General features: G+C 72.3%; 21 protein-coding genes and 2 tRNA genes. 4 read left to right on the top strand and 19 right to left on the bottom strand.

The annotated features are described in order from the left end of the window. Window positions 1–50: 50 nt before the first annotated feature. Window positions 51–707 (bottom strand): HIT domain-containing protein, encoded by a 657-nt coding sequence (locus AB0316_RS08440; protein WP_366272185.1) that lies wholly within the window; start codon window positions 705–707, stop codon window positions 51–53. 64 nt (window positions 708–771) lie between these two features. Here AB0316_RS08440 and AB0316_RS08435 point away from each other — a divergent pair, with 64 nt between their 5' ends. Then, window positions 772–1,557: a class I SAM-dependent methyltransferase gene (locus AB0316_RS08435; RefSeq protein ID WP_366272184.1), complete on the top strand. Its 786-nt coding sequence runs from the start codon at window positions 772–774 to the stop codon at window positions 1,555–1,557. A gap of 352 nt (window positions 1,558–1,909) precedes the next feature. On the opposite strand, the gene AB0316_RS08430 is transcribed toward AB0316_RS08435, so the two are convergent. The 5 genes from AB0316_RS08430 to AB0316_RS08410 form a co-directional block, all read right to left on the bottom strand. Then, window positions 1,910–5,191: a GH92 family glycosyl hydrolase gene (locus AB0316_RS08430; RefSeq protein ID WP_366272182.1), complete on the bottom strand. Its 3,282-nt coding sequence runs from the start codon at window positions 5,189–5,191 to the stop codon at window positions 1,910–1,912. A gap of 174 nt (window positions 5,192–5,365) precedes the next feature. Then, entirely contained in the window at window positions 5,366–7,351 is a 1,986-nt protein-coding gene (gene thrS / locus AB0316_RS08425) for a threonine--tRNA ligase (protein WP_366272180.1), read from the bottom strand. A 200-nt stretch (window positions 7,352–7,551) separates the two neighbouring features. Then, a complete protein-coding gene (locus tag AB0316_RS08420; protein WP_366272178.1) occupies window positions 7,552–8,409 on the bottom strand; it encodes a MaoC/PaaZ C-terminal domain-containing protein in 858 nt (285 codons plus the stop codon). A gap of 7 nt (window positions 8,410–8,416) precedes the next feature. After that, window positions 8,417–9,736: a 3-oxoacyl-ACP reductase gene (locus tag AB0316_RS08415; RefSeq protein ID WP_366272176.1), complete on the bottom strand. Its 1,320-nt coding sequence runs from the start codon at window positions 9,734–9,736 to the stop codon at window positions 8,417–8,419. A 1-nt stretch (window position 9,737) separates the two neighbouring features. Then, complete coding sequence (locus AB0316_RS08410) at window positions 9,738–11,033, bottom strand: acetyl-CoA C-acetyltransferase (protein WP_366272174.1); 1,296 nt, start codon at window positions 11,031–11,033, stop codon at window positions 9,738–9,740. A 97-nt stretch (window positions 11,034–11,130) separates the two neighbouring features. Here AB0316_RS08410 and AB0316_RS08405 point away from each other — a divergent pair, with 97 nt between their 5' ends. Continuing rightward, entirely contained in the window at window positions 11,131–11,883 is a 753-nt protein-coding gene (locus AB0316_RS08405) for a TetR/AcrR family transcriptional regulator (protein WP_366272172.1), read from the top strand. 22 nt (window positions 11,884–11,905) lie between these two features. Then, the gene (locus tag AB0316_RS08400; protein ID WP_366272170.1) at window positions 11,906–13,906 is read left to right on the top strand and encodes an acyl-CoA dehydrogenase; all 2,001 of its coding nucleotides are present in this window, start codon (window positions 11,906–11,908) and stop codon (window positions 13,904–13,906) included. Here the strand turns inward: AB0316_RS08400 and AB0316_RS08395 are convergent. The 12 genes from AB0316_RS08395 to AB0316_RS08340 all read right to left on the bottom strand — a co-directional run bounded on the left by AB0316_RS08395 (window position 13,903) and on the right by AB0316_RS08340 (window position 22,561). Beyond that, the gene (locus tag AB0316_RS08395; RefSeq protein WP_366272168.1) at window positions 13,903–14,421 is read right to left on the bottom strand and encodes a flavin reductase; all 519 of its coding nucleotides are present in this window, start codon (window positions 14,419–14,421) and stop codon (window positions 13,903–13,905) included. The genes AB0316_RS08400 and AB0316_RS08395 overlap by 4 nt on opposite strands. A gap of 19 nt (window positions 14,422–14,440) precedes the next feature. Next, window positions 14,441–14,791, bottom strand: coding sequence for a hypothetical protein (locus tag AB0316_RS08390; RefSeq protein WP_366272166.1), 351 nt, complete (start codon window positions 14,789–14,791; stop codon window positions 14,441–14,443). 65 nt (window positions 14,792–14,856) lie between these two features. Next, window positions 14,857–16,185 (bottom strand): erythromycin esterase family protein, encoded by a 1,329-nt coding sequence (locus tag AB0316_RS08385; protein ID WP_366272164.1) that lies wholly within the window; start codon window positions 16,183–16,185, stop codon window positions 14,857–14,859. Next, window positions 16,182–17,555: a phosphoribosyltransferase family protein gene (locus AB0316_RS08380; protein WP_366272162.1), complete on the bottom strand. Its 1,374-nt coding sequence runs from the start codon at window positions 17,553–17,555 to the stop codon at window positions 16,182–16,184. Before AB0316_RS08380 ends, AB0316_RS08385 begins: the two co-directional genes overlap by 4 nt. A 167-nt stretch (window positions 17,556–17,722) precedes the next feature. Further along, window positions 17,723–17,799, bottom strand: a tRNA-Val gene (locus tag AB0316_RS08375). Window positions 17,800–17,904: 105 nt separating this feature from the next. Beyond that, window positions 17,905–18,396, bottom strand: a complete 492-nt coding sequence (locus tag AB0316_RS08370) for a TIGR02611 family protein (RefSeq protein ID WP_366272160.1) — start codon at window positions 18,394–18,396, stop codon at window positions 17,905–17,907. Then, the gene (locus AB0316_RS08365; RefSeq protein WP_366272158.1) at window positions 18,393–19,238 is read right to left on the bottom strand and encodes an aminotransferase class IV; all 846 of its coding nucleotides are present in this window, start codon (window positions 19,236–19,238) and stop codon (window positions 18,393–18,395) included. Before AB0316_RS08365 ends, AB0316_RS08370 begins: the two co-directional genes overlap by 4 nt. A 64-nt stretch (window positions 19,239–19,302) precedes the next feature. Next, the gene (locus AB0316_RS08360) at window positions 19,303–20,355 is read right to left on the bottom strand and encodes a chorismate-binding protein (RefSeq protein ID WP_366272156.1); all 1,053 of its coding nucleotides are present in this window, start codon (window positions 20,353–20,355) and stop codon (window positions 19,303–19,305) included. A gap of 22 nt (window positions 20,356–20,377) precedes the next feature. Further along, window positions 20,378–20,863, bottom strand: coding sequence for a glutathione peroxidase (locus AB0316_RS08355; protein WP_366272154.1), 486 nt, complete (start codon window positions 20,861–20,863; stop codon window positions 20,378–20,380). A 101-nt stretch (window positions 20,864–20,964) separates the two neighbouring features. After that, entirely contained in the window at window positions 20,965–21,942 is a 978-nt protein-coding gene (ligD, locus tag AB0316_RS08350) for a non-homologous end-joining DNA ligase (RefSeq protein WP_366272152.1), read from the bottom strand. Between the two features lie 114 nt (window positions 21,943–22,056). After that, a tRNA-Gly gene (locus AB0316_RS08345) sits at window positions 22,057–22,129 on the bottom strand. A 105-nt stretch (window positions 22,130–22,234) separates the two neighbouring features. Next, on the bottom strand, window positions 22,235–22,561 hold the full coding sequence (locus tag AB0316_RS08340) for a putative quinol monooxygenase (RefSeq protein ID WP_366272150.1): 327 nt from the start codon (window positions 22,559–22,561) through the stop codon (window positions 22,235–22,237). Window positions 22,562–22,741: 180 nt separating this feature from the next. Between AB0316_RS08340 and AB0316_RS08335 the strand changes: the two genes are divergently transcribed. After that, entirely contained in the window at window positions 22,742–23,818 is a 1,077-nt protein-coding gene (locus AB0316_RS08335; protein ID WP_366272148.1) for an acyl-CoA dehydrogenase, read from the top strand. Window positions 23,819–23,844: 26 nt separating this feature from the next. Here AB0316_RS08335 and AB0316_RS08330 read toward each other — a convergent pair whose 3' ends face one another. Next, complete coding sequence (locus AB0316_RS08330; protein ID WP_366272146.1) at window positions 23,845–25,260, bottom strand: endonuclease/exonuclease/phosphatase family protein; 1,416 nt, start codon at window positions 25,258–25,260, stop codon at window positions 23,845–23,847. Window positions 25,261–25,324: the final 64 nt, after the last annotated feature.

Raw genomic sequence — 25,324 nt, 5'->3', positions numbered from 1 at the left:
GCAGGTGCGGTCAGTCGCCGTCAGGCGCCGTCAGGCGCGGTCAGTCGCGCTCAGGAGGCGGGCGCGGCCCCGGGCCAGGCCGCGACGAGGCGCGAGCGGGTGTCCTCCAGCAGCACCGGCAGCGCCTTGGTCTGCCCGATGATCGGCAGGAAGTTCGAGTCGCCGCTCCAGCGCGGCACGACGTGCTGGTGCAGGTGCGCCGCGACGCCGGCCCCGGCGACGGCGCCCTGGTTCATGCCGAGGTTGAAGCCGTGCGGCCCGGACGCAGCCTCCAGGGTGCGCACCGCCTGCTTCGTCAGGGTGGTGAACTCGGCGGTCTCCTCGTCGGTCAGGTCGACGTAGAGCGAGACGTGGCGGTACGGGCAGACGAGCAGGTGCCCGGGGTTGTAGGGGAAGAGGTTGAGCACGACGTAGCAGTGCTCGCCGCGGTGGACGACGAGGCCCTCGGCGTCCGACTTGCCGGGCGCCGCGCAGAACGGGCAGCCGGTGCCGGCCTCGTCCGTCGGCTTCTCGCCCTCGATGTAGGCCATCCGGTGCGGCGTCCAGAGCCGTTCGAAGCCGTCCTCGACGCGGGCGAAGTCGTGGGCGGGCTCGACCGAGGGCTCCACCGGCGGCTCGGCCGTGGGCTCGGCTGACGTGTCCGTCGCGTCGGCGTCCGGCGCCATGGTCGCGCCGGGCATCGTGGGGCCGCTCGCCTGCCTCGTCATGACACGTGATCCTAGGCCGCGCGGCTCGTCGGGCGAGGACCGGACCCGCGGGCGAGAATGAGGCGTGACCGCCGCCGACCCCAGCTCCGAGCTGCTCGCGACCTGGACCGAGGCGTGGACCACCGAGCACGCCGGCTGGGACTTCTCGGACGTCGCCACGGGCATGAGCGAGGGCCCGACGCCGTGGGACTTCGACGCCGAGTGCGTGCGCGCCCTCCGGGCTGCGGGGTCGGTCCTCGACATGGGCACGGGCGGGGGCGAGCAGCTGCTGCGACTGCTCGACGCGGTGGGCCCAGCTGCCGACGGCAGACGTGTCGTCGCCACGGAGGGCTGGCCGCCCAATGTGCCGGTGGCGCGGGCAGCCCTCGAGCCACGGGGCGTCGAGGTCGTCGAGCACGACGCCGACCGGTGCGTGCCGCTCCCCCTGGCCGACGGGTCCGTCGACCTCGTCACGAACCGGCACGAGGCCTACGACCCGGCCGACCTGGCGCGGCTGCTGGCGCCCGGCGGAGTGCTCCTGACCCAGCAGGTCGGCTCGCGCGATGCTGAGCAGGCGCGGGAGTGGTTCGGCACGCCGGCTCCCCGGACGTGGACGCTCGAGCGCGCCGCTGCGGACCTCGAGCAGGCCGGGATTGTCGTCGAGGACAGCGCCGACGCGGTCGGCGTGTACCGCTTCGACAGCGTGAGGGTGCTCCTTCGCTACTTCAGCCACGTGCCGTGGGACCTTCCGGTCGGGTTCCGTCCGGAGGACCACGTCGACGTCCTCGGCGACCTGCACGCCCGTGCCGGCCGCGGCGAGCCGATCGAGATGACGCACCACCGGTGGTGGCTGCGGGCCGTGAGGCGTTGACCCGCCGCGTGTCGATTTCGCGTCGCGCGTCCCCGTTGGGTTCAATGGGGAAGGCCCTGCGGTGTGTGAGACCGCAGGGCCCTCTCGTTCCCGTTCCTGCTCTGAACGCGGTTCGGCCCCTCGGGTGTGAGAGCCGCAGGGCCGGGACGGTGAAGGCCCGGGAAGTATGAGTTCCCGGGCCTTCTGCTCCGGCTCGCCGAAGCGATTCGGAGAACCGTTCCGCCGGAGCGGTTCGGTTGTTCCTTTGTAGCACGGGCACCCCTGCCGCGCGGGCCTTTTCGAGAAACGAACCAGCGGACGTATGCCGTCCCGCGGGGCCGGCGGGACGGCATACGTGGCATGGGGTGAGGACTCAACCGAGGGACACGGCATAGACCTCGAAACGGGCGTCGTTCGGCAGGGTCACGGACTGCAGCTGCTTCGCGGGGTCGGCCGCCACCGTGGTGCCGAAGAGCTGGACCGGGGGTCCGTCGACGCCCGAGCCGCGCTTGATCCGGTGGTCCATGGCGATCGCGACCGAGTTGCCGTTGTGGCCGCTCCCGGCGGCCCAGTCTGTCAGCGACACCGGGACCGACTGGACGCTGCCGTCGGTGTAGGTCAGGCGCAGGGCCGTCGTCACGTCGCCGTTGTGCGTCGACCCGATGAGGTGGATCGCGCTGCGGCTGCCGGCCTCGACGAGCAGCGTCTGGCCCCTGCCCTCGACGAAGTTCGGCGTCGGGCCGGCGGTCACCGGGGCGGCATACGTCACGCCGTTCCAGTCCCAGGCGCCCGGGGCGGGCAGCAGGGCCGCGTCGTAGCTCCAGCCGCCGCCGTCGAAGTTGCCCTCGTCCGGCGCTGCCACGGTGGCGGTGCCGTCGTGGTTGCGGGCGTCGCCGAGATCGACGGCGCAGCCCGTGGCTCCGGACAGGCACTGCAGCGCCTCCTGGAGCTGGACCGTGACGGTCCTCGTGACGGGCTCCACGCCCGGGGCCGACGCCGTGACCAGCACGTCGTGGGATCCGACACCGAGACCGGCGGGGAGCGTGAGCGTCACGGGCAGCGAGGCGCTGGCGGGGACGCCGTTGCTGTGCAGCACGGTGACGCCGTCGCCCTTCGAACCGGCGGCCGCCTTCCAGCCGTCCGGGACGGCGACGGTGACGTCGACCGGGAGGCCCTTCGGCGCCTGACCGACGAGGTCGACGCTGAAGCGGGCCTCGCGGGCGCCGGTGGGCACGACCACGGGGTTCGGGTGCGCGCTCATCGACAGCGACAGGCGCGGGTCACGCCCGGCCTGGACGGCCGACGGCGGCACGTCGGAGGGCCGGGTGCCCCACCGGCTGGGCGTGCTGCCCACCGTGTGCTCGAGGCTGCCGCCGCCTCGGATGGCGTCCCAGCCGACCCAGCTCTTGGTGCTCTTGCGTCCGTTGACTGCCAGGGTCTGCACGTAGCGGTTCTCGTCGGAGACGCCGGGAGCCGTGATGGTCAGGCGGCCGCCCTGGCCCGTGCGCGTCGTCGTGGGCGAGGCGACGTCGATGTCGACCCGCTCGAACTGGGGGGAGCTCACGACGAAGTAGTTCGCGCCGCTCATCGTCGGGTAGAGGCCCCACGAGGAGAAGACGTACCAGGCGCTCATCGTGCCGAGGTCGTCGTTGCCCGTCATGCCGTCGGCGCCGTCGGTGAAGAGTGTGAAGGCGGCGCGGGCCACGGTCGCGATCTTGGCCGGCTGCTGGACCCACGCGTAGACGTAGGGCGCGAGCAGGTCGGGCTCGTTGTTCGGGTTGTAGGTCGGCTTGCTGTAGTAGGCGTAGGTCGCCTCGATCCAGTCGGTGCGCGCCGTGCCGGCCGGGTCCTCGAGCAGCTTCGGGTAGGCGAAGAAGTCGTCGAGGCGCTTCTCGGCCGCCGCGCGGCCGCCCATGAGGTCGACGAGACCGGCAGGGTCCTGCGGGGCCAGCCACTGGTACTGGTACGAGCCGCCCTCGTGGAAGGCGTGTGCCCCGTCGACCGGGTCGTACGGGTCGAGCCACGTGCCGTCGGCCAGGCGCGGGCGGAAGGTCTGCGTGCCGGCGTCCCAGAGGTTCTTGTACCAGCCGCTGCGCTCGGTGAACATCGCCGCGTCGGCGGTGTGGCCGAGCGCCTTGGCCATGATGGCGAGCGAGCCGTCGGCGGCGGCGTACTCCATGGTCGCGGACGCCGGGTGGGCGCAGTCGTTGTCTCCGCCGTGGGAGACACAGTCCGTGCCGACCTGCAGGCCGAACGGGATGTAGCCGAGCTTCTCGTAGTAGTGCTGGCCGGCGCGGCCGTTGTACTGGCTGTCGGCGGGCGGGCGCTCGGTCGCGTTCTGCTTCAGCAGGGCGTACGCCTCGTCCTCGTGACCGGCGAGGAAGCCCTTGCTCCAGCCCTCGACGAGGAACGGGGTGACGGGGTCGCCGGTCATGATGTTGGTCTCGCTGTTGACGAGGGCCCAGCGGGGCAGCCAGCCGCCCTCGCGGCCGATGGCGAGGACCGAGAGGTAGGAGTCGCGGGCGACGTCGGGCGCCAGCACCTCGAGCAGCTGGTTCTGGGGGCGGTAGGTGTCCCACAGCGAGAAGTTCTGGCGAGGCGTGTAGCCCTGTGCCACATGGTTCTTCCCGTCCCAGCCGTGATACGTCCCGTCGACGTCCGAGGCGAGGTTCGGGTGCATGAGCGAGTGGTAGAGCGCGGTGTAGTAGGCCGTGCGCCGCTCGGACGTGCCGCCGGTGATGCGGGCGTGGCCGAGCTGCTCCTCCCAGCGCTGCGTCAGTGCGGTTCGGGTGGCGTCGAAGTCGAAGCCGGCGCCGGTCTCCTTGGCCAGGTTGGCGCGGGCGCCGTCGACGCCGGTGTAGCTCAGGCCCACCTTCATCGTGACCGACGTCGTGCCGGCCGGGAAGGTGAGCGCGGCGCCGTTGCCCCCGCCGGTGGTCGCAGCGTCGCGCCGGCCGCTCGTGAGGGTCGACCCGCTCCACGTGCCGAAGGTGTCGAACGGCCGGTCGAACTCGGCCCGGAACCAGACCGTGTGCTGGTCCTTGCCGGCGCAGAAGTTGCCGTCGTGGATGCGGCCCTCGACGACGCGGTCGCCGACGACGTGCACCTCGGAGTCGAAGACCTTCATGTTGGCCTTGCCCGTGTTGAGCAGCACGTTGGCCTGCTTGCCGGCCGGGAAGGTGAAGCGCTGCCAGCCCGTGCGGTCGGTGGCCGTCAGCTCCGCCTGGACGCCGTAGGTGGGCAGTCCGACACGGTAGTAGCCCGGCTCGGCCTGCTCGTCCGAGTGCGAGTAGGTGGAGCGGTAGCGCGTCGGGTCGACCGTCGTGACGCTGCCCGTCGTCGGCATGACGGGCAGCTCACCGACCACCGGGCATCCGACGCCGGACAAGTGGGTCTGGCTGAAGCCGTAGATGGCGTTCTGCGAGTAGTCGTAGCCGCCCTCTCCCCCGGTGTCCGGGCTGACCTGCACCATGCCGAACGGCGCGCTGGCGCCGGGGAAGGTGTTGCCGTTGTCCTGGGTGCCGATGAACGGGTTGACGGAGCGGACGAGCGGATCTGCAGCAGCAGCGGACGGTGGGGAGCCGGAGGGCAGGACGGGTCCGAGGGCGGTGGCGGCCAGCACGACGGTGCCGGCCGCGCGGAGCACGAGGCGCATGGGCGTTCCTTCAGGGGTGCGACGACGGTGTCCCGCACGACACTCCTGACGCGCACTCTGCCCGGCAACCCGAAGCGCTGTCCTGTCCGATGGACGCACGACATCGGACAGGAAGAGGACGTATGCCGTCCCGCTGGCTCAGCGGGACGGCATACGTCCTCGGGGTGCGCGGGGTCAGACCTGCGCGCGGCTCTCGATGGCGCCCAGCACCTCGGCGATGGCGTCGTCGATCGGGACGCCGTTCTTCTGCGAGCCGTCGCGGTAGCGGAAGGAGACGGCATTGGCGGCCCGGTCCTCCTCGCCGGCGATCAGCGTGAACGGGACCTTCGACTTGCTGGCGTTGCGGATCTTCTTCGGGAAGCGGTCGTCGCTGGCGTCGAGCTCGACGCGAACTCCCTTGCGCTTCATGCGGCCCAGCACGTCGGCGAGGTAGTCGGCGTAGTCCTCGGCGACCGGGACGCCGAGCACCTGGACCGGCGAGAGCCAGACCGGGAACGCGCCGGCGTAGTGCTCGACGAGGACGCCGAGGAAGCGCTCGATGGAGCCGAACTTCGCCGAGTGGATCATGACCGGCTGCTGGCGGGTGCCGTCGGCGGCCTGGTACTCGAGGCCGAAACGCTCGGGCTGGTTGAAGTCGTACTGGATCGTCGACATCTGCCAGGTGCGGCCGATCGCGTCACGTGCCTGGACCGAGATCTTCGGGCCGTAGAAGGCGGCGCCGCCCGGGTCGGGGACGAGCTCGAGCCCCGAGGCGACGGCGACGTCCTCGAGGACCTTCGTCGCCACCTCCCACTGCTCGTCGGTGCCGATGAACTTGTCCTTCTTGTCGCCGTCGGTGTCACGGGTCGACAGCTCGAGGTAGAAGTCGTCGAGGCCGAAGTCGCGCAGCAGCGACAGGACGAAGTGGAGCAGGTGCTGGATCTCGGCCGGGGCCTGCTCGGCGGTGACGTAGGAGTGCGAGTCGTCCTGCGTCATGCCGCGCACGCGGGTCAGACCGTGCACGACGCCCGACTTCTCGTAGCGGTAGACGGAGCCGAACTCGAAGAAGCGCAGCGGCAGCTCACGGTAGGAGCGGCCGCGCGAGGCGAAGATGAGGTTGTGCATCGGGCAGTTCATCGCCTTGAGCTGGTACCTCGAGCCCTCGAGCTCCATCGGCGGGAACATCGTGTCGGCGTAGTACGGCAGGTGGCCCGAGGTGTGGAAGAGGCCGTCCTTGCTGATGTGCGGGGTGCCGACGTAGTCGAATCCCTCCTCGATGTGCCGGCGGCGGACGTAGTCCTCCATCTCGCGCTTGATGACGCCGCCCTTGGGGTGGAAGACGGGCAGGCCCGATCCGAGCTCGTCGGGGAAGCTGAAGAGGTCGAGCTCGGCGCCGAGCTTGCGGTGGTCGCGGCGCTCGGCCTCGGCGAGCCGGTCGAGATAAGCCTTGAGCTCGTCCTTGGTGGGCCACGCGGTGCCGTAGACGCGCTGCAGCTGCGGGTTCTTCTCCGAGCCGCGCCAGTAGGCGGCGGCCGAGCGCATCAGCTTGAAGGCGTTGCCGATGAGCTTGGTGTTGGGGATGTGCGGGCCGCGGCACAGGTCGCCCCAGGCGCGGGTGCCGTCGCGGCGGATGTTGTCGTAGATCGTCAGCTCGCCGGCGCCGACCTCGACGCCGGCGCCCTCGGCGGCCTCGTCGGCGTTGCCGCCCTTGAGGCCGACGAGCTCGCACTTGTACGGCTCGTCCTTGAGCTCCGCGAGGGCCTCCTCGTCGCTGACGACGCGGCGGGCGAAGGTCTGCCCCTCGTTGATGATCTTCTGCATGGCCTTCTCGAGGGCCTTGAGGTCATCGGGGTGGAAGGGGGTGTCGACGTCGAAGTCGTAGTAGAAGCCGTCGCGGATGGGCGGGCCGATGCCGAGCTTGGCGTCGGTGCGCAGCGACTGGACGGCCTGGGCGAGCACGTGGGCGGTGGAGTGGCGCAGGACGGACAGGCCGTCCTCGCTGTCGACGGTGACCGCCTCGACGACGTCCCCGTCCTCCAGGACGTGGAACAGGTCGCGCAGCTGGCCGTTGACCCGGGCCACGACGACGGCGCGGTCACCCTCGAAGAGGTCACCCGCCGTCGTCTGCTCCGCGACCGATCGCTCGCTTCCGGCGACGGTGACGGTGATCTGTGCAGACACGGTTGGTGCTCCTCGTTCGGCAGGGACCCGTCGACGGGCGACGGGTCGTGGTTGGCGCCGCTCCGACGGACGCGGGCGGCCTCCGCAAGCGTATCGAGATGCCGCCACCGCCAGCGACGCGGTTTGCCCCCACCCGTCGAGAGGCCAGACTTCGCGAAACCTCGAAGGGTCATGACTCGCGAGGTTTGGCCTTTCGACGGTTACCAGGTGTTCTCGACGACGGCGTGCTCGACCTCGCCCTTGGCGTTCTCGAGGACCGAGAGGGTCGCTGACTGCTCGAAGGCGGTGCGCAGGCGCACGGTCGACGGCAGGCGCACCGGTTTGCGGAACCAGACCCGGCTCGTCAGCCCGGACTCGGGCAGCCTCGGTCCGAGCGAGGCGAGCACCCGGGCGTAGGAGTACATGCCGTGCGCGATGGCGGTCGGGAAGCCGAGCGGTCGCGCGGTCAGCGCGTGCACGTGGATGGGGTTCCAGTCACCCGACACGGAGGCATACGCCCTCCCCGTCCCTTCGCCGAGGCGCCAGACCGGCCCGGCCGTGACGCGCTCGAGCGGCGCCGTCGACGGCGGCTCGGACGACGGTGCCTCCGGGTGCTCGGCGCCGCGGGAGAGGTAGGTGCTCGTGCCCCGCCACGCCACCTCGCCGCGCACGCTCACCTCCGAGACGAGGTCGACCTGCCGTCCGCGGCGGTGCGGTCGCAGGTCCGACGCCCAGACCGACACGTCGAGCGGGTCGTCGAGACCGATCGGCCGCACCACCTCGATGCGGTTCTCCACGTGGACGGCGCCGAGCAGCGGCAGCGGGAAGCCGTTGCTGCTCATCACCGCCATCTGCAGCGGGAACGCGACGAGGTGCGGGTAGGTCGGCGGCAACGTGCTGCCGACGCTGAAGCGGCAGACGTGGGCGTAGGCGACGAGCTCGTCCACGTCGACGCGTATGCCGGCCCGCGAGTAGCGCACGTCGGGCAGCGTCTCGCTCGAGCTCCCCCGCCGGAGCGCAGCGGTGGCGTAGATGCGGCGCAGGTCGGGGGCCTGCTCGAGCACGATCTCCCTGGTCACGGCTGCCTCACGCCCCGAGCAGGCTCTGGCCGCAGACGCGTACCACCTGGCCCGTGACGGCTGCCGCGCCGGGTGAGGCGAACCAGGCGATGGTCTCGGCGACGTCCTTGGGAAGCCCGCCCTGCTGCAGCGAGTTCAGCCGGCGCCCCATCTCCCTCGTGGCGAACGGGATCCGCGCGGTCATCTCGGTCTCGATGAAGCCGGGAGCGACGGCGTTGACGGTGATGCCGCGATCCCTGACCTGGGCAGAGAGAGCGGTCACGAGCCCGATGACGCCGGCCTTGCTCGCGCCGTAGTTCGTCTGGCCGCGGTTGCCGGCGATGCCGGCGATCGAGGCGACGCAGACGATGCGGCCGCCGTCGGCGAGCCCGCCCTCGCCGAGGATCGCCTCGTTCATCCGGAGGATCGACCGGAGGTTGACGTCGATGACGCTGCGCCAGCGGACCTCGTCGAGGTTGACGAAGAGCTTGTCGCGGGTGATGCCGGCGTTGTGCACGACGATGTCCAGGTGCCCGTGGCGCGTCGTCGCGTGCTCGACGATGCGACGGCCCGCGTCCTCGGCCGTGACGTCGACCTGCAGCGCGGTGCCCTTCACCTCGTTGGCGACAGCCGCGAGGGCGTCGCCGGCCGCCGGCACGTCGACGGCCACGACCGTGGCACCGTCGCGAGCCAGGACCCTGGCGATGTCGGCCCCGATGCCCCGCGCGGCGCCGGTCACGACGGCCACCTTGCCGGCCAGCGGTCGCACGGCGTCCACCGTGTCCGTGGTCGACTCGTCGACACGGACCACCTGCCCGTCGACGTAGGCCGAGCGTCCCGAGAGGAAGAACTCGACGGCCGAGCGCACACCGCCGGTCGCCCCCCCCTGCGCGAGAACGAGGTTCGCGGTGGCCCCGGCGCGCAGCTCCTTGCCCAGCGAGCGCACCGTACCTTCGAGGGCTCGCTGCGTCGCCACCTCCGCGACCCCGGAGAGCGTGGCCGGGTCGGTGCCGACGACCACGACCCGCCCGTTGCGCTTCAGCGCCTTGACGGCGGGGGCACCGACGACCCGCAGCTGGTCGAGCTCCGCAGGGTCGGCGGCAGAGCTCAGGTCGAGCACGACGGCACCGACCTTCTCCCCCGCCTCGGGCTGGGCGCGCACGGTGGCGACTCCGATGTCGTCGAGCCAGGACGCGATGCCGTCGGCGAAACGCCCGCTGCCGGCCACGAGCACGGGCCCCTCGCACAGCGGCATGCCGGGCTCGTAGCGGCGCAGCCGGGTGGGCTGCGGCACGCCCACCCGCTTGGCGACCGGCGAGCTGATGATGGTCGTGAACAGGTCGCTCATGTCAGGCCTCCAGGATGGCGACGACGCCCTGCCCGCCGGCAGCGCAGATGGAGATCAGGCCGCGCCCACCGCCGGCCTCGTGCAGCTGCTTGGCCAGTGTGGCGACGATGCGCCCACCGGTCGCCGCGAAGGGGTGCCCGGCCGCCAGCGAGGATCCGTTGACGTTGAGCTTGCTGCGGTCGATCGATCCGAGGGGTGCGTCGAGACCCAGCCGCTCGCGGCAGAAGTCGGCGTCTTCCCAGGCCTTGAGGGTCGTGAGCACCGTTGCGGCGAAGGCCTCGTGGATCTCGTAGTAGTCGAAGTCCTGCAGGGAGAGTCCGTTTCGCGCGAGCAGTCGCGGAACGGCATACGCGGGAGCCATGAGCAGGCCCTCCTCGCCGTGCACGTAGTCGACGGCCGCCGTCTCGGCATCGACGAACCAGGCGAGGGGCGTGAGCCGGTGATCGGCCGCCCAGTCCTCGCTGGCCAGCAGGACGGCGGACGCCCCGTCGGTCAGGGGCGTCGAGTTGCCGGCGGTCATGGTGGCACCCTCCCCCTTGCCGAAGACGGGCTTGAGCTTGGCGAGCTTCTCGACGCTGGAGTCGGGGCGCAGGTTGGTGTCACGTGCGACCCCGAGGTAGGGCGTCACCAGATCGTCGAAGAACCCTCGCTCGTAGGCAGCGGCGAGGTGCTGGTGGCTGGCCGCCGCCAGCTCGTCCTGGGCCTCGCGGGTGATCCCCCACTGTGCCGCGGTCAGGGCCATGTGCTCGCCCATCGAGAGGCCGGTGCGCGGCTCGACGTTCTCCGGGATGGCCGGGACCAGGTGGCCGGGGCGCAGTCCTGCGAGCGCCTTGGCGCGCTCCCCCGCCGACCTGGCCCGGTTGGCGGCGAGCAGCGTCTGGCGCAGTCCCTCGCTCACGGCGATGGGCGCGTCGCTGGCGCTGTCGACGCCACCTGCGATGCCGGCGTCGACCTGGCCGAGGGCGATCTTGTTGGCGACGAGGATCGCCGCCTCGAGGCCGGTCCCGCAGGCCTGCTGGATGTCGTATGCGGGCGTGGCCGGGTCGAGTCGCGTGCCGAGGACGGTCTCGCGGGTCAGGTTGAAGTCACGGCTGTGCTTCAGCACGGCACCGGCCACCACCTCGCCGAGCCGCTCCCCGGCGAGACCGTGGCGGGCGACGAGCCCGTCGACGGTGGCCGTCAGCATGTCCTGGTTGGAGGCCTTGGCGTACGGGCCGTTCGACCGGGCGAACGGGATGCGGTTGCCGCCGAGGACGGCGACGCGCCGGGGTGCGCGCGGCGTGGTCTGTGAAGCCATGGGGTCTCTCCTGATGCTGGATGCGGACCGGTCGTCCCGACCAAGATAACCGAAACTTCCAGTAGTCGATACAGCAAGTACCTGTTACTTTCGAGGAGTGGACGACGACGTGGTGAGCCTCTCGGCGGGGCGTGGACCGGCCCGGGACGGGCGTGACGCCCGCTGGGAACAGCACCGTGAGCAGCGGCGCGAGGCGCTCGTGGACGCAACCATCCGGGCCATCCGCAAGCACGGTGCGGGGGTCGGCATGGACGACATCGCGGCCGAGGCCGGCACCTCCAAGACCGTCGTCTACCGCCACTTCGACGACAAGGCGGGGCTCTACCGTGCCGTCGCCGCCCGGATCGACGCCCGCGTCGTCCGCAACGTCGGAGCGGCCCTTGCCAGGGCGAACGGGCCGTCGGGCGCAGCCCCCGCCGGCGCCCGAGAGCTCGTCGCCTCCACGGTCGAGGCCTACCTGTCCCTCGTCGAGTCGGACACCGAGGTCTACCGCTTCGTCGTGACGAGACCCCTCGTCGACCGGCCCCTGGCCGACGACCCGGTCGACGAGACCGTCGTCCAGGTCGCCGACCAGCTCACCGGCCTCCTCCTCGACTCGCTGACGGCGCCCGGCACCGACCCCTCGCGAGCCCGCACCTGGGCCATCGCCCTCGTCGGCGCGGTCCGCGCCGTCGCCGACGACTGGCTGGCCACCCCGGTCCCCGACCGTCTCCCGCGCGCCGTCGTCGTCGAGTCCCTCACCGAGCTCGCCTGGCACGGGCTCGCCCCCGCGCTCGCCTCGCCCACCCCGACCGAGTCCACCCCGATCGAGTCCACCGCGACTGCCCCCACCACGAGACCGACCCACTGAGGTCCACACCGGAAGGCACCAGATGTCCACGGCCACCGACACGCCCGCCGAGTCCTCGGCACCCGAGCCCACCGACCACCCCGCACCGACGCCGGCACCGAGGCTCGCGGCGGACGACCCCACGGCGCTCGTCGCCGCGCTCCGGCGCCACCTCGACGGGCCCTTCAGCGACGTGCGCGAGCACTGCCGGGCCCTCGACGCCGCGACGTTCGGGGCGCTGCCTGAGCCCCTTCCGATGGAGGAACACCGGGCCCGCGTCACCTCCCAGCTCGCCGCACTGGCCGAGCAGCCCTACGCCGCAGCGGGATTCCCGGCGCACCAGGGCGGGACCGCCCGCTACGGCGAGGCCGTCGCCGCCTTCGAGATGCTGGGGCACAGCGACCTGTCATTGTTCGTCAAGGCCGGGGTCCAGTGGGGCCTCTTCGGCGGCGCCGTGTCGCTCCTCGGGACGAGCCGCCACGACGACCTGCTCCCCCGGATCATCTCCGGTGAGCTGCAGGGTTGCTTTGCGATGACCGAGACCGGTCACGGCAGCGACGTTCAGAGCCTGCTCACGACGGCCACCTTCGACCCCGCGACGGACGAGATCGTCGTCCACTCGCCCGAGCCGGCCGCCCGCAAGGACTACATCGGCAACGCCGCCCGGGACGGCCGGATGGCGGCCGTCTTCGCCCAGCTCGTCGTCGACGGCGAGTCCCGCGGCGTCCACTGCGTGCTCGTCCCGATCCGCCACGACGACGGCACGCCCGCCGACGGCGTCACCATCGAGGACTGCGGGTCCAAGCTCGGCCTCGCCGGCGTCGACAACGGTCGCCTGCTCTTCGACCACGTCCGCGTCCCGCGCACCAACCTGCTCGGCCGCTACGGCGACATCGGCGACGACGGCACCTACTCGAGCCCCATCGACAACCCGAGCCGGCGCTTCTTCACCATGCTCGGCACGCTGGTTCGCGGACGCATCTCCGTCGCCGGCGGGGCAGGCGCCGCGGCGCGCTCCGCGCTCGCCGTCACGACGACGTATGCCGCCGGCCGCCGCCAGTTCCCGGCCCCGGGCACCGACGTGGAGACGACCGTCCTCGACTACCTCACCTACCAGCGGCGGCTGCTGCCCAGGATCGCGACGGCATACGCCCTGCAGGTGGCCCAGCACGAGCTGGTCTCCGCCATGGACGATGTGCTGAGCGGGCGCACGGCCTCCGAGCAGGACCAGCGCCGGCTGGAGACCAGGGCGGCGGGCATCAAGGTGCTGACGACGCGGCACGCGACCGACACCATCCAGGAGTGCCGCGAGCTGTGTGGCGGCGCCGGTTACCTCTGGGCCAACCGCATCGCCGCGCTCAAGGCTGACACCGACATCTTCACCACGTTCGAGGGCGACAACACCGTCCTGCTCCAGCTCGTGGCCAAGTCGCTGCTGGCGGAGTACCAAGCGACCTTCGGCGACCTCGACACCGCGGGCATCGTGCGCTTCGGGGCGCGCCTGGTCGGCAGCACGGTCATCGAGCGGTCGTCGGCCCGCGGCATCGTCCAGCGCATCGTTGACGCGGCGCCCGGACGCGAGGAGGTCGTCGCCTTCGGGATCCGCGGCACGCAGCTGCGCCTGCTGCGGGAGCGGGAAGCGCACCTCATCGAGGGCCTGGCCCGGCGCCTGCGCCGCGCGACCGCTCCGGAGGCCGACGCGTTCGCCGTCTTCAACGCCACCCAGGACCACCTCGTCGAGGCGGCCGTCGCGCACGTCGAGCGCACCGTCGCCGAGTCCTTCGCCGCCTCGGTCGAGTCGTGCACCGACGAGCAGGCCCGCCGACTGCTCGCCCGCGTGTGCGACCTTCACATCCTGTCCACGATCGAGCGGCACAAGGCGTGGTACCTCGAGCACGACCGGTTGAGCCCCGCCCGGGCCAAGGCGCTCACGGCGCTGGTCAACGACCTCTGCGCCGAGCTGCGACCGCACGCGACGACGCTCGTCGACGCGTTCGGCATCCCCGAGGGGCTGCTGACGACGGAGATGTCGGGCACCGCCTAGGGGCGGCGCTCGTAGCGGCCCCTCCGGTGCACGAGCACGTCGTCGTCCCCGCCGATGACGACGTGCTCGACGGTCGCCTCGACGAGCACCGACCACCCGACCTCACGAACGCTCGAGGGATCGAGGCGCACTCCGGCCCAGGTGTGCGCGGACAGCGCCCTGGGCCCCCACTCGGTCTGCTCCCACTCGGCCAAGCGGAACGGGCCGCCGGGTGCGGGCATGGTGCCGGCGAAGGCCTCGGCCAGGCGCTCGTCCCTGGCCCCGAGCAGCGACACCACGGCCGTGCCCGTCTCCTGCAGCCGGTCCAGCAGGTCCGAGTCCGGGTGCAGCAGCCCCACGACGCGTCCCGGGTCGCCGGTCGCGACGAGGTAGGACGAGACGGTCAGGCCGGCCCGCTCGACGCCCTGGCCGGCGGTCCAGAGCGACACCGCTGAGCCGACACGGCCGCGGAGGCGGCGGACCTGGTCACGCTCGTCCTCGGGCGTGGCGAACGGGTGGCCGCTGTGGATGGTCATGGTGCGACGGCGCGGCCGGTCACTCCGGCTCGCCCACCAGCAGGGAGTCCTCGACTGACACCGTGCCCGGCTCGACGACGCGCGCGTAGACCCCCGCGCACTGAGACGGCGTCTGCGTCACCTCGAGGGTGCAGTCGCCGAGGCGCACGACGCGACCGACGAGCTTCTCGAGGGCGGAGGAGTCCATGTCGAGGACGATGTTGGCCTTCGGGTGGGTCTCGACGTAGTCGTCGACCGACACCAGGTGCACGGCGTGCTTCTTCGAGCGGTTGCCCTCGGGCCCCGACTCGTTCACCTGGACCGAGTCCAGCTCCTGGCCGGGGGCATCCGAGTCGGGGTAGATGTAGAGGCTGGCCACCGTGGCGATCATGCCTCCCACGCTAGTCCGCTGCACGGCCGTCGGCGCCACGCCGCTCCGCGCCGGGTCGCGGCACGTCAGAAGCCGGACGGTTCGGTCTCGAGCTCCGGCTCGGTGGGGCGTTCCTCGTGGTGGACGGGCCGCAGCGCCGTCGTCTCCTCGAGCCAGAGCAGGGCGTCGTAGCGCCCTCCCATCCGCGTGGGGACGTAGTTGCCTCGCTCCCGCTCGGGGTCGTAGACGACACCGATGGCGCGGTGCCCGGCCGACAGGGACAGCCACGGACCGCACCTGTCACCGGGGAAGACGAGCACCGCCGGAGTGCCGAGCACCCCGTGGAGCAGCGCCTCGTGGCTCCCGGCCCGAGCGGGCGGAACGGGGAACACGGTCTCCGGCGCTCCCCACGCCTCGCCGGCAAGCACGGTGCCCCGGTAGCCGGCGAAGCCGACGAGCGCCACGTCCTCGGCCGGGTGGCGCTCGCGCAGGAGCTGACCGACGTTGACCATCCCGCTGCGCGCCATGTCGGTGGCGCGTGCGTCACCGATGTGCGTGTTGTGCTCCCAGACGATGCCCTTCGACCGGGGGCCGCCGTGCCGGGCGAGGCGCTCGATAGTGTCGACCATGTGGTGGTCGCGCACGTTCCACGAGCTGCGGTCGCTGCGCACCATCGCGCGGTAGTAGCGCTCCGCGTTGCCGGCGACCTCCGCGTTCTGCACGACGTCGAGCAGGTCGCCGCTCGGGTCCACCATCCGTGCGCGGCGACGCACCTCGACGAGCAGCCGGACGACCTCCGGCTCGCATCCCTCGGGCACCAGACGCGTGCTCCTGGCGTACCGGTGGGGGTCGCCACCGAACGGCACGAAGCACTGCCAGGCCTGCATCGCCGTGGGCAGCGAGTCGGGGGCGTTGGCCTGCAGCCAGGACATCACCTCCCACAGGGAGTCCCAGAGCGAGTAGACGTCGAGCCCGTAGAAGCCGACGCGCTCGCCGGGCGGGCGCCCCAGGTTGTGGGCGCGTAGCCAGGTGAGGAACTCGGCGACGTCGGAGTTGGCCCACATCCACGTCGGCCAGCGCTCGAACCGGCGTAGGACGCCGACGGCGTCGAGCTGCTGGTCGGCCTCTCCCCTGACCCACTGGTTGATGCGCCAGCAGTCGGGCCAGTCGCCCTCGACGCCGATCCAGGTGAACGCGTGCTCCTCGACGAGGCGGCGGCTGAGCACGGCCCGCCACCGGTAGTAGTCGGTCGTGCCGTGCGACGCCTCCCCCATGCACACGAAGCGGGCCTGCCGTATGCGTTCGACGAGCTCGTCGAGGTCGGCGGGCTCGTCGAGGGGCCGGGCGAGGGAGGCCAGCTCGGCGGCTGCGCGTGCGTCATCGGCGGTGACAGGGGTGACAGGAGTGATGGTCATGACCGGCCCTCCCCCTGTGCTTCCGCCCTGACCTGCTGCCCGGTCGGCCGGGTGTCGGCCCCGAGGTGCGCGACGAACCAGTCACGGGCGAGCTCGGCGGCGCGGGCGAGCGTCCCGGGCTCCTCGAAGAGGTGGGTGGCGCCGGGCACCACCGCCAGCTCGCTCGGGCAGTTCCGGAGCTCGGCGAGCGCTTCACGGTTGAGGGCCAGCACCACGCGGTCGTCACCTCCGACGACGAGCAGGGTGGGCGCGCGTACGTCGGCCAGGCGCTGCCCCGCCAGGTCCGGACGACCGCCGCGCGACACGACGGCCCCGACCCGCGAGCCGGGCTCGGCGGCCGCCCACAGGGCCGCCCCGGCGCCGGTGCTCGCACCGAAGTAGCCGACCCGGCACGCCGCGGTCTCCTGCCGCTGCGCGAGCCAGTCGGTCGCGTCCCTGAGGCGACCGGCGAGCAGCGCGATGTCGAAGACCTTGGCGCGGTCGCCCTCCTCCTCGGGCGTCAACAGGTCGAGCAGCAGCGTCCCCAGCCCTGCCTGGTGGAGCACGTCGGCCACGTAGCGGTTGCGCGGACTGTGCCGGCTGCTCCCGCTGCCGTGCGCGAAGACGACGACACCGGTGGCGCCCGGGGGCACTCTCAGGTGCCCTTCGATACGGACTTGGCCGCTCGGGATGACGACGTCCTCGTCGCTGTCGCGCACCGCCGGGTCGGCCGCGACACCGGACGCACGGCTCGAACGGCGATCGGCCTCCTTCAGCAGGGCCACGACCTCGTCGTCGGACGTCGGCGAGAAGTCCTCGTAGTGCGCACCGACGGCGCGGAAACGCGCGGGTGCGGAGACGCAGACGACCTCGTCGGCCTCCGGCAGGCGCGCGAGCGTGTCGGCGGGGGCCACGGGGACCGCGAGGACGACGCGGGCGGCCCCGAGCTCCCTGGCCACCTGGCAGGCCACGCGCGCCGTCGACCCGGTGGCGATCCCGTCGTCGACGACGACCGCGACACGGCCGCGCAGGTCGACCCGAGGCCGCCCTTGGCGCAGCCGCTGCACCCGGGCCTGAAGGACGGCCCGTTCGCGGCCCTCGACAGCCTCGAGCTCCTCCTCGCTCACCCGGGCCCGCCTGACCATGTGCCGGTCGACCACACTGGTCCCACCCTCGCCGATGGCGCCCATGGCGAGCTCCGGCTGGAAGGGCACGCCGAGCTTGCGCACGACGATCACGTCGAGGGGGGCGCCGAGGGCGCGAGCGACGACGGCCGCGACGGGCACCCCACCGCGGGGCAGGCCGAGAACGACGACGTCCTCACCGTCGAGGAAGCCCAGCTGCCCGACGAGCCGGCTGCCGGCATCCTGCCGGTCCTCGAAGACGACCATGACGCCTCCCTGGGATGGGCGCTCTCCCTCCCATCGTGGACTGGCGGGGGACGTCGTGGGCAGAGACCATGGTCCCGGGCGGCAGCTGAGCCGGCGCGGCAGCCAGACCCGACGACGACGAACGGCCCCCGTCCGCGGAGCGCGGTCGAGGGCCGTTCGGTGGTGCGTGGTGGACGTGAAGGGACTCGAACCCCTGACCTCTCGCGTGTGAAGCGAACGCTCTAACCAACTGAGCTACACGTCCGGGCGCCCTGCTGCCGACGAGGCGTCGGGGCGACGGTTGCAAACAATAGCCGCAACGGACTCCGTCGCGGAAATCGACCCACCGGCAGGGCGGCTCGGCGGCGCCTCACTCGATCCCGGGCACCTGGGACAGCAGCTGGTCGGCCCACTCGGGCACGAACTGCGGCACCCCGGCCACCGCGAGGTAGGCCCAGACCACGACCCACACGATGGCGAGCGTCCCGAGGCCCACCAGCCCGCGGACCCACACCGCCTGGCCCATGATCCAGTCATTCCATCGGCTCACGTGGTGCTTGGCGAAGTCGAGCCAGCGCTGCGCGAACTCGAACTCGCTGGCGAGGATGAGCAGCCCGAAGAAGACGACGAGCCAGCCGGGGCCGGGCGCGGGGACCATGATGAGCCCGGCGACCGTGACGAGGCCACCGACGACGCCCACGACGGTGCGCCACACCGCGTGCGTCACCGGGTTGTGGCGCAGGCGCGCCCGCCAGGCCCAGCGGTCCTCGTCGGCGTCGAGCGTCACGTTGGCGTCGGAGTAGTCCACGGGGGTACGCGTGTCCTCCCGCGCGCGGTCGCGGGGTGCGGCGGGCTCGGTCACGGGTCGGCGTCCCGCTCGGCGTTGTCGCGGAAGACGCGCTGCAGCTCGTCCGTCACCGGGTGCGCCTCGGGCAGGGTGCGGTCGTCCACCGCGTGGATCGGCAGGACGTCCTTGGTCGTGCTCGTGATGAACACCTCCTCGGCGGTGCGCAGGACCTCGAGCGGCAGCGGCTCCTCGCGGACGTCGATGCCTGCTGCCCGGCCCCACTCGATCGTGAGCTCGCGCGTGATGCCGGGCAGCAGCCCTGAGTCGGTCGGCGGGGTGAGCACGGTGCCGTCGACGACGACGAAGACGTTGCTGCCGGTGCACTCGCACAGCTCGCCGCGCGTGTTGGCGAAGACGGCCTCGACCGCGCCGTGCTCCTTGGCGCGGGCCAGGGCGACGACGTTCTCGGCGTAGGAGGTGGTCTTGAGCCCGGCGACCGCGGAGCGCTCGTTGCGGGTCCACGGCACGACGGTGAGCTTGCCGCTCTGCGGCGGACGGGCCTGCGGTGCAGCGAGCACGATGTAGGTCAGCGCGGCGTCGTCGCGGTCGGACCCGAGGGGGCCCGGTCCGCCGGTGACGCTGTAGCGCAGCCGCCCGAAGTCGATGGGCGGGCCGTCGAGGACCGCCGCGACGCCCTTGTCGACGACGGCGAGGTCGAGCGGCGGCAGGCCGAGGCCGGCGGCGGAGCGCTCGAGCCGCCGGTGGTGGCGGCTGAGCGCGAAGGGGCTGCCGTCGACGATCTTGGCGGTCTCGAAGACGCCGTCGCCGACGGTGACGGCGTGGTCGAGGGCGGAGACGGAGGGGCCTGTCGGGTCGACGAGGTCGCCGTTCACCCAGACGCGTGTGGTCGTGCTCATGTCCCTCTCGAGTCCCTTCCCGTGGAGCGCGGAAGCCACCGGGAGGGCGGCCGTCCGGCAGTGCTCATGGTGTCACAGCGCCCGCGGCGAGCCCGATGAGCCGCGCCGCCTTGAGCTCGGTCTCGGCCCACTCGCCCTCCGGGTCGGACTGCCAGGTGATCCCGGCGCCGGTGCCGAACCTCAGCCAGCGCCGGCCGGTGCCGTCGCGCTCGGCCCAGAAGGTGCGGATGCCGACTGCGAGGACGGCCTCGTCGCGGTCGGCGTCGACCCAGCCGACCGCGCCGCAGTAGGGCCCTCGTTGGGCCGTCTCGAGATCGCGGATGGCATCGAGGGCGCTCGACTTGGGGGCTCCCGACACCGAGCCGGGCGGGTAGGCGGCGGCGAACACCTCGGCCCACCCCGCGTCTTCACGCTGCTGCCCGCTGACCGTCGAGACGAGGTGCACGAGCCCGGGGTGCTCTTCGATCTCGCAGAGGCCGTCGACCGAGACGGACCCCGGCTCGCAGACACCGGACAGGTCGTTGCGCATGAGGTCGACGATCATGACGTTCTCCGCGTGGTCCTTCGGCAGCATCGCCGCAGCCGTCGTCGCGGTGCCCTTGATGGGGCGGGTCACGAGCCGCCGGCCGTGCCGCGAGAGGTAGAGCTCCGGCGAGGCGCTCACGACGTCGAGACCGGCCGCGTCGCAGCGGATGCGCGCCGCATGCGGCGCCGGATTGCCGTGCCGCAGCAGGGCGTCGAGCGCGTCGAGGTCGGCCTCGGCCGCGAGCTCGTGGCTGAGCACGCGGCACACGTTCACCTGGTAGACGGTGCCGGCGGCGATGCGCCGCTGCACCTGCTCGACCGCGTGCACGTATGCCTTCCGGTCGAGTGACGTGCGCCAGTGCCGGTCGAGCGGGCGCCAGGCCACCGCGGGTATCGGCGCCCTCGCGGGACCGGGGGAGGCGGCATACGCCCCCGTCGTCACGTGCTCGAAGCGCACGGCCGTCACGTCGCCCTCGAAGGTGGCCACAACGGCCCAGAATCCCCCGGTGGACAAGGCCTGGAGGGCGTCGGGGCCGTGACGGACGTCGAGAACGCCGTGAGCCTCCCTCTCGGCGAAGCGGGCGTGGTCCACCCGCCGATCGTAGGGCCTGCGGCTACGCGGCCCCGAGAGCCGTCTCGATGTCCGCGGCCAGGTCGGCCGGCTCGGTGTTCGGTGCGTACCTGGCGATGACCGAGCCGTCGCGCCCGACGAGGAACTTGGTGAAGTTCCACTTGATCCGCGCGCCGAGGAGGCCGCCCTTCTCCGACTTGAGCCACGCGTAGAGCGGGTGCTCCCCCGAGCCGTTGACGTCGATCTTGGCGAACATCGGGAAGGTGACGCCGTAGTTCTTCTGGCAGAACACGCCGATCTCCTCCTCGGTGCCGGGCTCCTGGCCGCCGAACTGGTTGCACGGGAAGCCGAGGACCGCGAAACCGCGGTCGCGGTAGGTCTCGTGGAGGGTCTCGAGACCGGCGAGTTGCGGGGTGAAGCCGCACTGGCTGGCGGTGTTGACCACGAGGACGACGTCGCCGGCGTAGTCACGCAGCGACACCTCCCTGCCGTCGAGGGCGGTGGCCGTGAAGTCGTGCAACACCGTCACGGTGTCTCCTCTGCTGTCGATCCTGCTGTCGGTCTGTTCGATGCGGGTTTCGGGAGTTCGGTGCGGGTGCCGCGCCGGATGGCCCCGCGAATGTGACGGGCTCAGCCCGACGTGTCCTCGGGCTCCGGCGGGAGGTCCTTGCCGCTGCGCTCGTCGCGCTCGGCCCACTCGAGCAGCGGGCGGAAGTCGAAGACGGCGTCGTCGATGCCGGCGTGCAGGTCACCGAGGCGGGCGAAGCGCTCGGGCATCGTCGCGATGGTGAAGTCCTGCGGCTCCGCGTCGGGGATCTCGTCCCAGTTCAATGGTGCCGAGACCGTGCCGCGGGGGTTGCCGCGGACGCTGTAGGCCGCGGCGATGGTGTGGTCGCGGGCGTTCTGGTTGTAGTCGACGAAGAGGTCCTTCGGTGAGCGGTCGCGGCGCCACCACGTCGTCGTCACCTCGTCGGGCAGCCTGCGCTCGACCTCGCGGGCGAAGGCGAGCGCGCCCCGTCGCACGTCCTTGAAGCCCCACTGCGGCTCGATCCGCACGTAGACGTGCAGGCCCGCGCCTCCCGACGTCTTGGGCCAGCCCACGGCTCCGAGCTCGTCGAGGATCTCGTGGGTCGTGGCGGCCGCGCGGCGTACCGTGTCGAAGCTGCACTCGGGCATCGGGTCGAGGTCGATGCGCCACTCGTCGGGCTTCTCGGTGTCGGCCCGCCGGCTGTTCCACGGGTGGAACTCGACGGTCGACATCTGCACGGCCCAGATGACGTCGGCCAGCTGGGTCACGCACAGCTCGTCGGCGTGCAGGCCGTAGCGCGGGAAGTGCAGCCGCACGGTCTGCACCCACGGTGGCGCGCCGGCCGGCAGCCGCTTCTGGTGGACCTTCTGCCCGTCGACGCCCTTGGGGAAGCGGTGCAGCATGCACGGCCGCTCGCGCAGGGCGTTGACGATGCCCGGCCCGACGGACAGGTAGTAGTCGGCCAGGTCGCGCTTGGTCTCGCCGCGCTCGGAGAAGTAGACGCGGTCGGGGTTCGAGAGGCGCACCGTGTGGTCGCCGACCTCGAGCTCCACGGCGGGGGTCTTGCTCGACGCAGCCATGGCCGACAGCCTACGGACCACGGGCGGACGCCCACGGCATACGACTCGCCCCGACGAGGCGTGCCGCGGACGGTGAAGGGCCCGTCGACCGGAGTCGACGGGCCCTTCGAGCGGAGCGGACGACCGGGCTCGAACCGGCGACCTCAACCTTGGCAAGGTTGCGCTCTACCAACTGAGCTACGTCCGCCTGCAACCGTCCGGGCCATCGGCCCGGGGTGCGAGGTAGACCATAGCGGACGGTCGGCCCCAGAGCGAAACCCGCTCTGCGCGTGGTGCTTCGGCAGGTCCGCGGCTACTTCTCGACGGCCATCTCACCGAGCTCGGACCACTGCGTGCCCTCCACCGTGGTGTTGACGATCCTGGGTGTGGCGGACAGGTAGGACGGCAACTTCGAGGTGGCCTCCTTGAAGTGGTCGCTCTGGACGTGGGCGGCCCCGGCCGCCTCGTCGCGGAACGCCTCGACGAGCACGTACTCGTTCGGGTCGTCGAGGCTGCGCGACCAGTCGAACCACAGGCAGCCCTCCTCGGCGCGGCACGCCTCGGTGAAGGCGCGCGACAGCTCGGGCCAGTCGTCGGCGTGCTCGGGCTTCACAGGGAACTTCGCGGTGATGAAGATCAAGGTGCTTCCTCCTGGGTCGGGACGGCTGGGGGCGCCCGGGGCGGGCGTGCAGTCGCTGGTGGCGTACCCGTGTCGACACCGGGACGCACCGCGCCTCGTCTGCCGGGGGTGCCGCGGGTGCTCCGTGAACCACCGGGGTATGACGCGGCCGTGACCCCACTCGACCGACCGCGTACTTCCGTGAGCCGCGCCGTACGCCTCACCGACCACCCGGGCGACCGAGCGCAGGACGCGCTGGCGGCCCTGCTCGACGACCTCGGGAACGGAGCGGACCCGGCGTCCGCACTGGCCCTCGTGCGGAGCCGGACCGAGCTGTTCCCGCTGCCGGGGACGGGCGAGACCACGCGGCTCTGGGAGTCGCTCGCGTCGGTCGCGTCCGTCAGCCTGAGCGCGGCGCGTGCGATCGAGCCGCACCTCGACGCACGCGCCATCCTCGCCCAGGCGCGCACCGCCGGACACCTCACCCTGGGGCTCGACGAGGACGCCGTCTGGGGCGTGTACGCGGCGGAGGGTCCCGGGGTGCGGCTCGAGGCGGTGCCGGCAGGCGGGGCGGGCGAGCCGTCGGGCGGCGAGGCGGTCCGGTTGCACGGCACCAAGCCCTGGTGCTCCCTCGCCGGGTCGCTGTCCCACGCCCTCGTCACGGCGTGGGACGGGCCCTCGACGCGCCGGTTGTATGCCGTGGCCCTGGGTGCGGCGAACGGCGTGACCGTCCACGAGTCGGCGTGGTTCGCTCGTGGGCTCGTCGACGTGCCGAGCGGGCCGGTCACCTTCGACGGCTCGCTGGCCAGCCCCGTCGGTCCGGCCGGGTGGTATCTCGAGCGTCCGGGGTTCGCCTTCGGAGGCATGGGGGTCGCCGCCATCTGGTACGGCGGGGCCGTCGGGGTGGCGCGGCGGATGCTCGTGGCCGGCCGGGAACCGGACCAGGTGGCGTTGATGCACGTGGGCGCGGTCGACGCGGCCCTGTGGGCGGCCCGGGCCACCTTGGCCGACGCGGCGCAGCGGGTCGACGACGGCCGTGCCGAGGGGTCGGAGGGTGGGGCGCTCGCCCTGCGCGTGCGGCACGTGGTCAGCCGGGCTGCGGAGCTCGTGCTGCAGCGCGTCGGGCACGCGACGGGACCCGCTCCCCTCGCCCTCGAGGACGAGCACGCCGGCCGCGTAGCGGACCTGCAGCTCTACCTGCGGCAGGAGCACGCGGAGCGCGACGAGGCCGCGCTCGGCCGGTTGGTCCTCGGCCGTGAGGTCAGTGCCTGGTGGTGACGTCGCAGCAGTGACGCCGGATCAGGTCAGGGCAGGCGCAGGTCCGCCACGACGAGGTTGTGGTCGGATGGCCGGGCGCAGTCGGTGGTGGTCATGACGTTCTCCCAGCGCGGCGCGCCCCGGACGCCCTTGACGGCGACGACGTCGAGCCGGCTCCCCCATCCGCTCCCGGGCACCGCGAGCGTGCAGTAGAAGTGGTTCATCGTCGTGAAGCGGACGTTGACCTGCGTCGTCGCCGCGGCGGTGTCGTAGTAGCCGCCGGCGATGAGCGCGTCGTGCGCGTCGTAGCCGCCCTGGTTGTTCTGGTAGGTGTTGAGGTCGCCGGCGAGAACGACGGGGAGCTTGCCGGTGTTGAGCTGGTCGATCCGCGCCAGCACGGTCCTGACCTGCGTGGCGCGCAGCTGCTCGTAGGTCCGCTCCACGCTCGGGGTGGTGCTGTGGCGCTGGTCCAGGTGCGCGGCGACGACGTAGAAGGAGCGTCCGGACGCCCGGTCGGCCAGGACGGCGTAGGAGGCGCGGCGCTTCGTCCAGGCGCTGTCGCCGGCCAGGGTCGGGAGCAGGACGGTGCACGAGCTCGACCAGCTGTTGTCGCTCAGCGGCAGGCTGTCCGACCGTTCGGGGCAGGCGCTGGCGAGGCGGTAGCGGGTGGTGTCGTAGAGGATCCGGGCGCCCTGGATCGCCTCCGGCGTGCCGGGCGCCACGAACCGGGTGCTGCGCACGAGCTGGTAGCGGCCCCCGCCCTGGGCGCGCAGCGTGTCGAGCAGGCTGCGGATCTGGGTCAGCGTGGTGCCCATGGCGGGTGTGCTTCCGCCGTCGGCACGCCCGATGCCGAGCTCCTGCAGGCCGACCACGCCGGGGTTGCGCGACAGGATCGTCTTCGCGACGCCCGGCACACGGGTGAGCCAGGGCCGCACGCCGGCGGACGGCGTGGCCGTGTGCACGTTGTAGGTGGCGACCCGCAGTCCCACTCCCCCGCCGGCGGGGGTCGCCGGCTTGACCGGGACGTTCTGCAGCGAGGGCCACGCGCGCACCGCCGTGCCGTATGCCGTCGTGTGCACGGCCTTGAACCGGTAGTAGAGGTGGTTGGCCGAGCCCACGGGAGCACCGGCGGAGGCGACCTGCGCCGCCGACAGCGTGACGGAGCGTCGGTTCCCCGGCACGGTGAAGTACGTGGCCCGGCGGCCGTGGTCGGGAAGCGTCGGGTCGCCGACCTTGAAGGTCGTCAGGCCCGTCTCGATGACGAACGAGGTGGTGTTCGCGCCGGTGGCCGTCCACGAGAAGGTGACCTGGCCGGCATACGGCCCGGGCTTGGCGGAGACGGCCGAGATGGGGCCCGGGGTCGACACGGCGGCCTGCGCCGGCGGTGCTGCCGTCGTGAGCAGGGCGGTGGCGGCCACCAGGGCGGAGACCGTCGCAGGGACGGCGAAGGTGGCGGAACGCATACGGCGCATGGCAGGTCCTCGGGGTCGGGCTCGGGCGCCGGAAGCGTAACCAGCGCTCCGCGCC

This window comes from Terrabacter sp. NPDC080008, from assembly GCF_040702505.1.
Classification (GTDB): Bacteria; Actinomycetota; Actinomycetes; order Actinomycetales; family Dermatophilaceae; genus Terrabacter.
The sequence above is the reverse complement of the archived record's forward strand: the minus strand, read 5'-3'. Positions and strand labels throughout refer to the sequence as shown.

What these genes read in the sequence shown, in the direction of transcription:
- AB0316_RS08330 (WP_366272146.1), bottom strand. Translation starts at nt 25,260, where the DNA reads ATGCGTTCCGCCACCTTCGCCGTCCCTGCGACGGTCTCCGCCCTGGTG.
- AB0316_RS08415 (WP_366272176.1), bottom strand. Translation starts at nt 9,736, where the DNA reads ATGAGCGACCTGTTCACGACCATCATCAGCTCGCCGGTCGCCAAGCGG.
- AB0316_RS08410 (WP_366272174.1), bottom strand. Translation starts at nt 11,033, where the DNA reads ATGGCTTCACAGACCACGCCGCGCGCACCCCGGCGCGTCGCCGTCCTC.
- AB0316_RS08430 (WP_366272182.1), bottom strand. Translation starts at nt 5,191, where the DNA reads ATGCGCCTCGTGCTCCGCGCGGCCGGCACCGTCGTGCTGGCCGCCACC.
- AB0316_RS08400 (WP_366272170.1), top strand. Translation starts at nt 11,906, where the DNA reads ATGTCCACGGCCACCGACACGCCCGCCGAGTCCTCGGCACCCGAGCCC.
- AB0316_RS08395 (WP_366272168.1), bottom strand. Translation starts at nt 14,421, where the DNA reads ATGACCATCCACAGCGGCCACCCGTTCGCCACGCCCGAGGACGAGCGT.
- AB0316_RS08380 (WP_366272162.1), bottom strand. Translation starts at nt 17,555, where the DNA reads ATGGTCGTCTTCGAGGACCGGCAGGATGCCGGCAGCCGGCTCGTCGGG.
- AB0316_RS08390 (WP_366272166.1), bottom strand. Translation starts at nt 14,791, where the DNA reads ATGATCGCCACGGTGGCCAGCCTCTACATCTACCCCGACTCGGATGCC.
- AB0316_RS08385 (WP_366272164.1), bottom strand. Translation starts at nt 16,185, where the DNA reads ATGACCATCACTCCTGTCACCCCTGTCACCGCCGATGACGCACGCGCA.
- ligD (WP_366272152.1), bottom strand. Translation starts at nt 21,942, where the DNA reads ATGGCTGCGTCGAGCAAGACCCCCGCCGTGGAGCTCGAGGTCGGCGAC.
- AB0316_RS08440 (WP_366272185.1), bottom strand. Translation starts at nt 707, where the DNA reads ATGACGAGGCAGGCGAGCGGCCCCACGATGCCCGGCGCGACCATGGCG.
- AB0316_RS08365 (WP_366272158.1), bottom strand. Translation starts at nt 19,238, where the DNA reads ATGAGCACGACCACACGCGTCTGGGTGAACGGCGACCTCGTCGACCCG.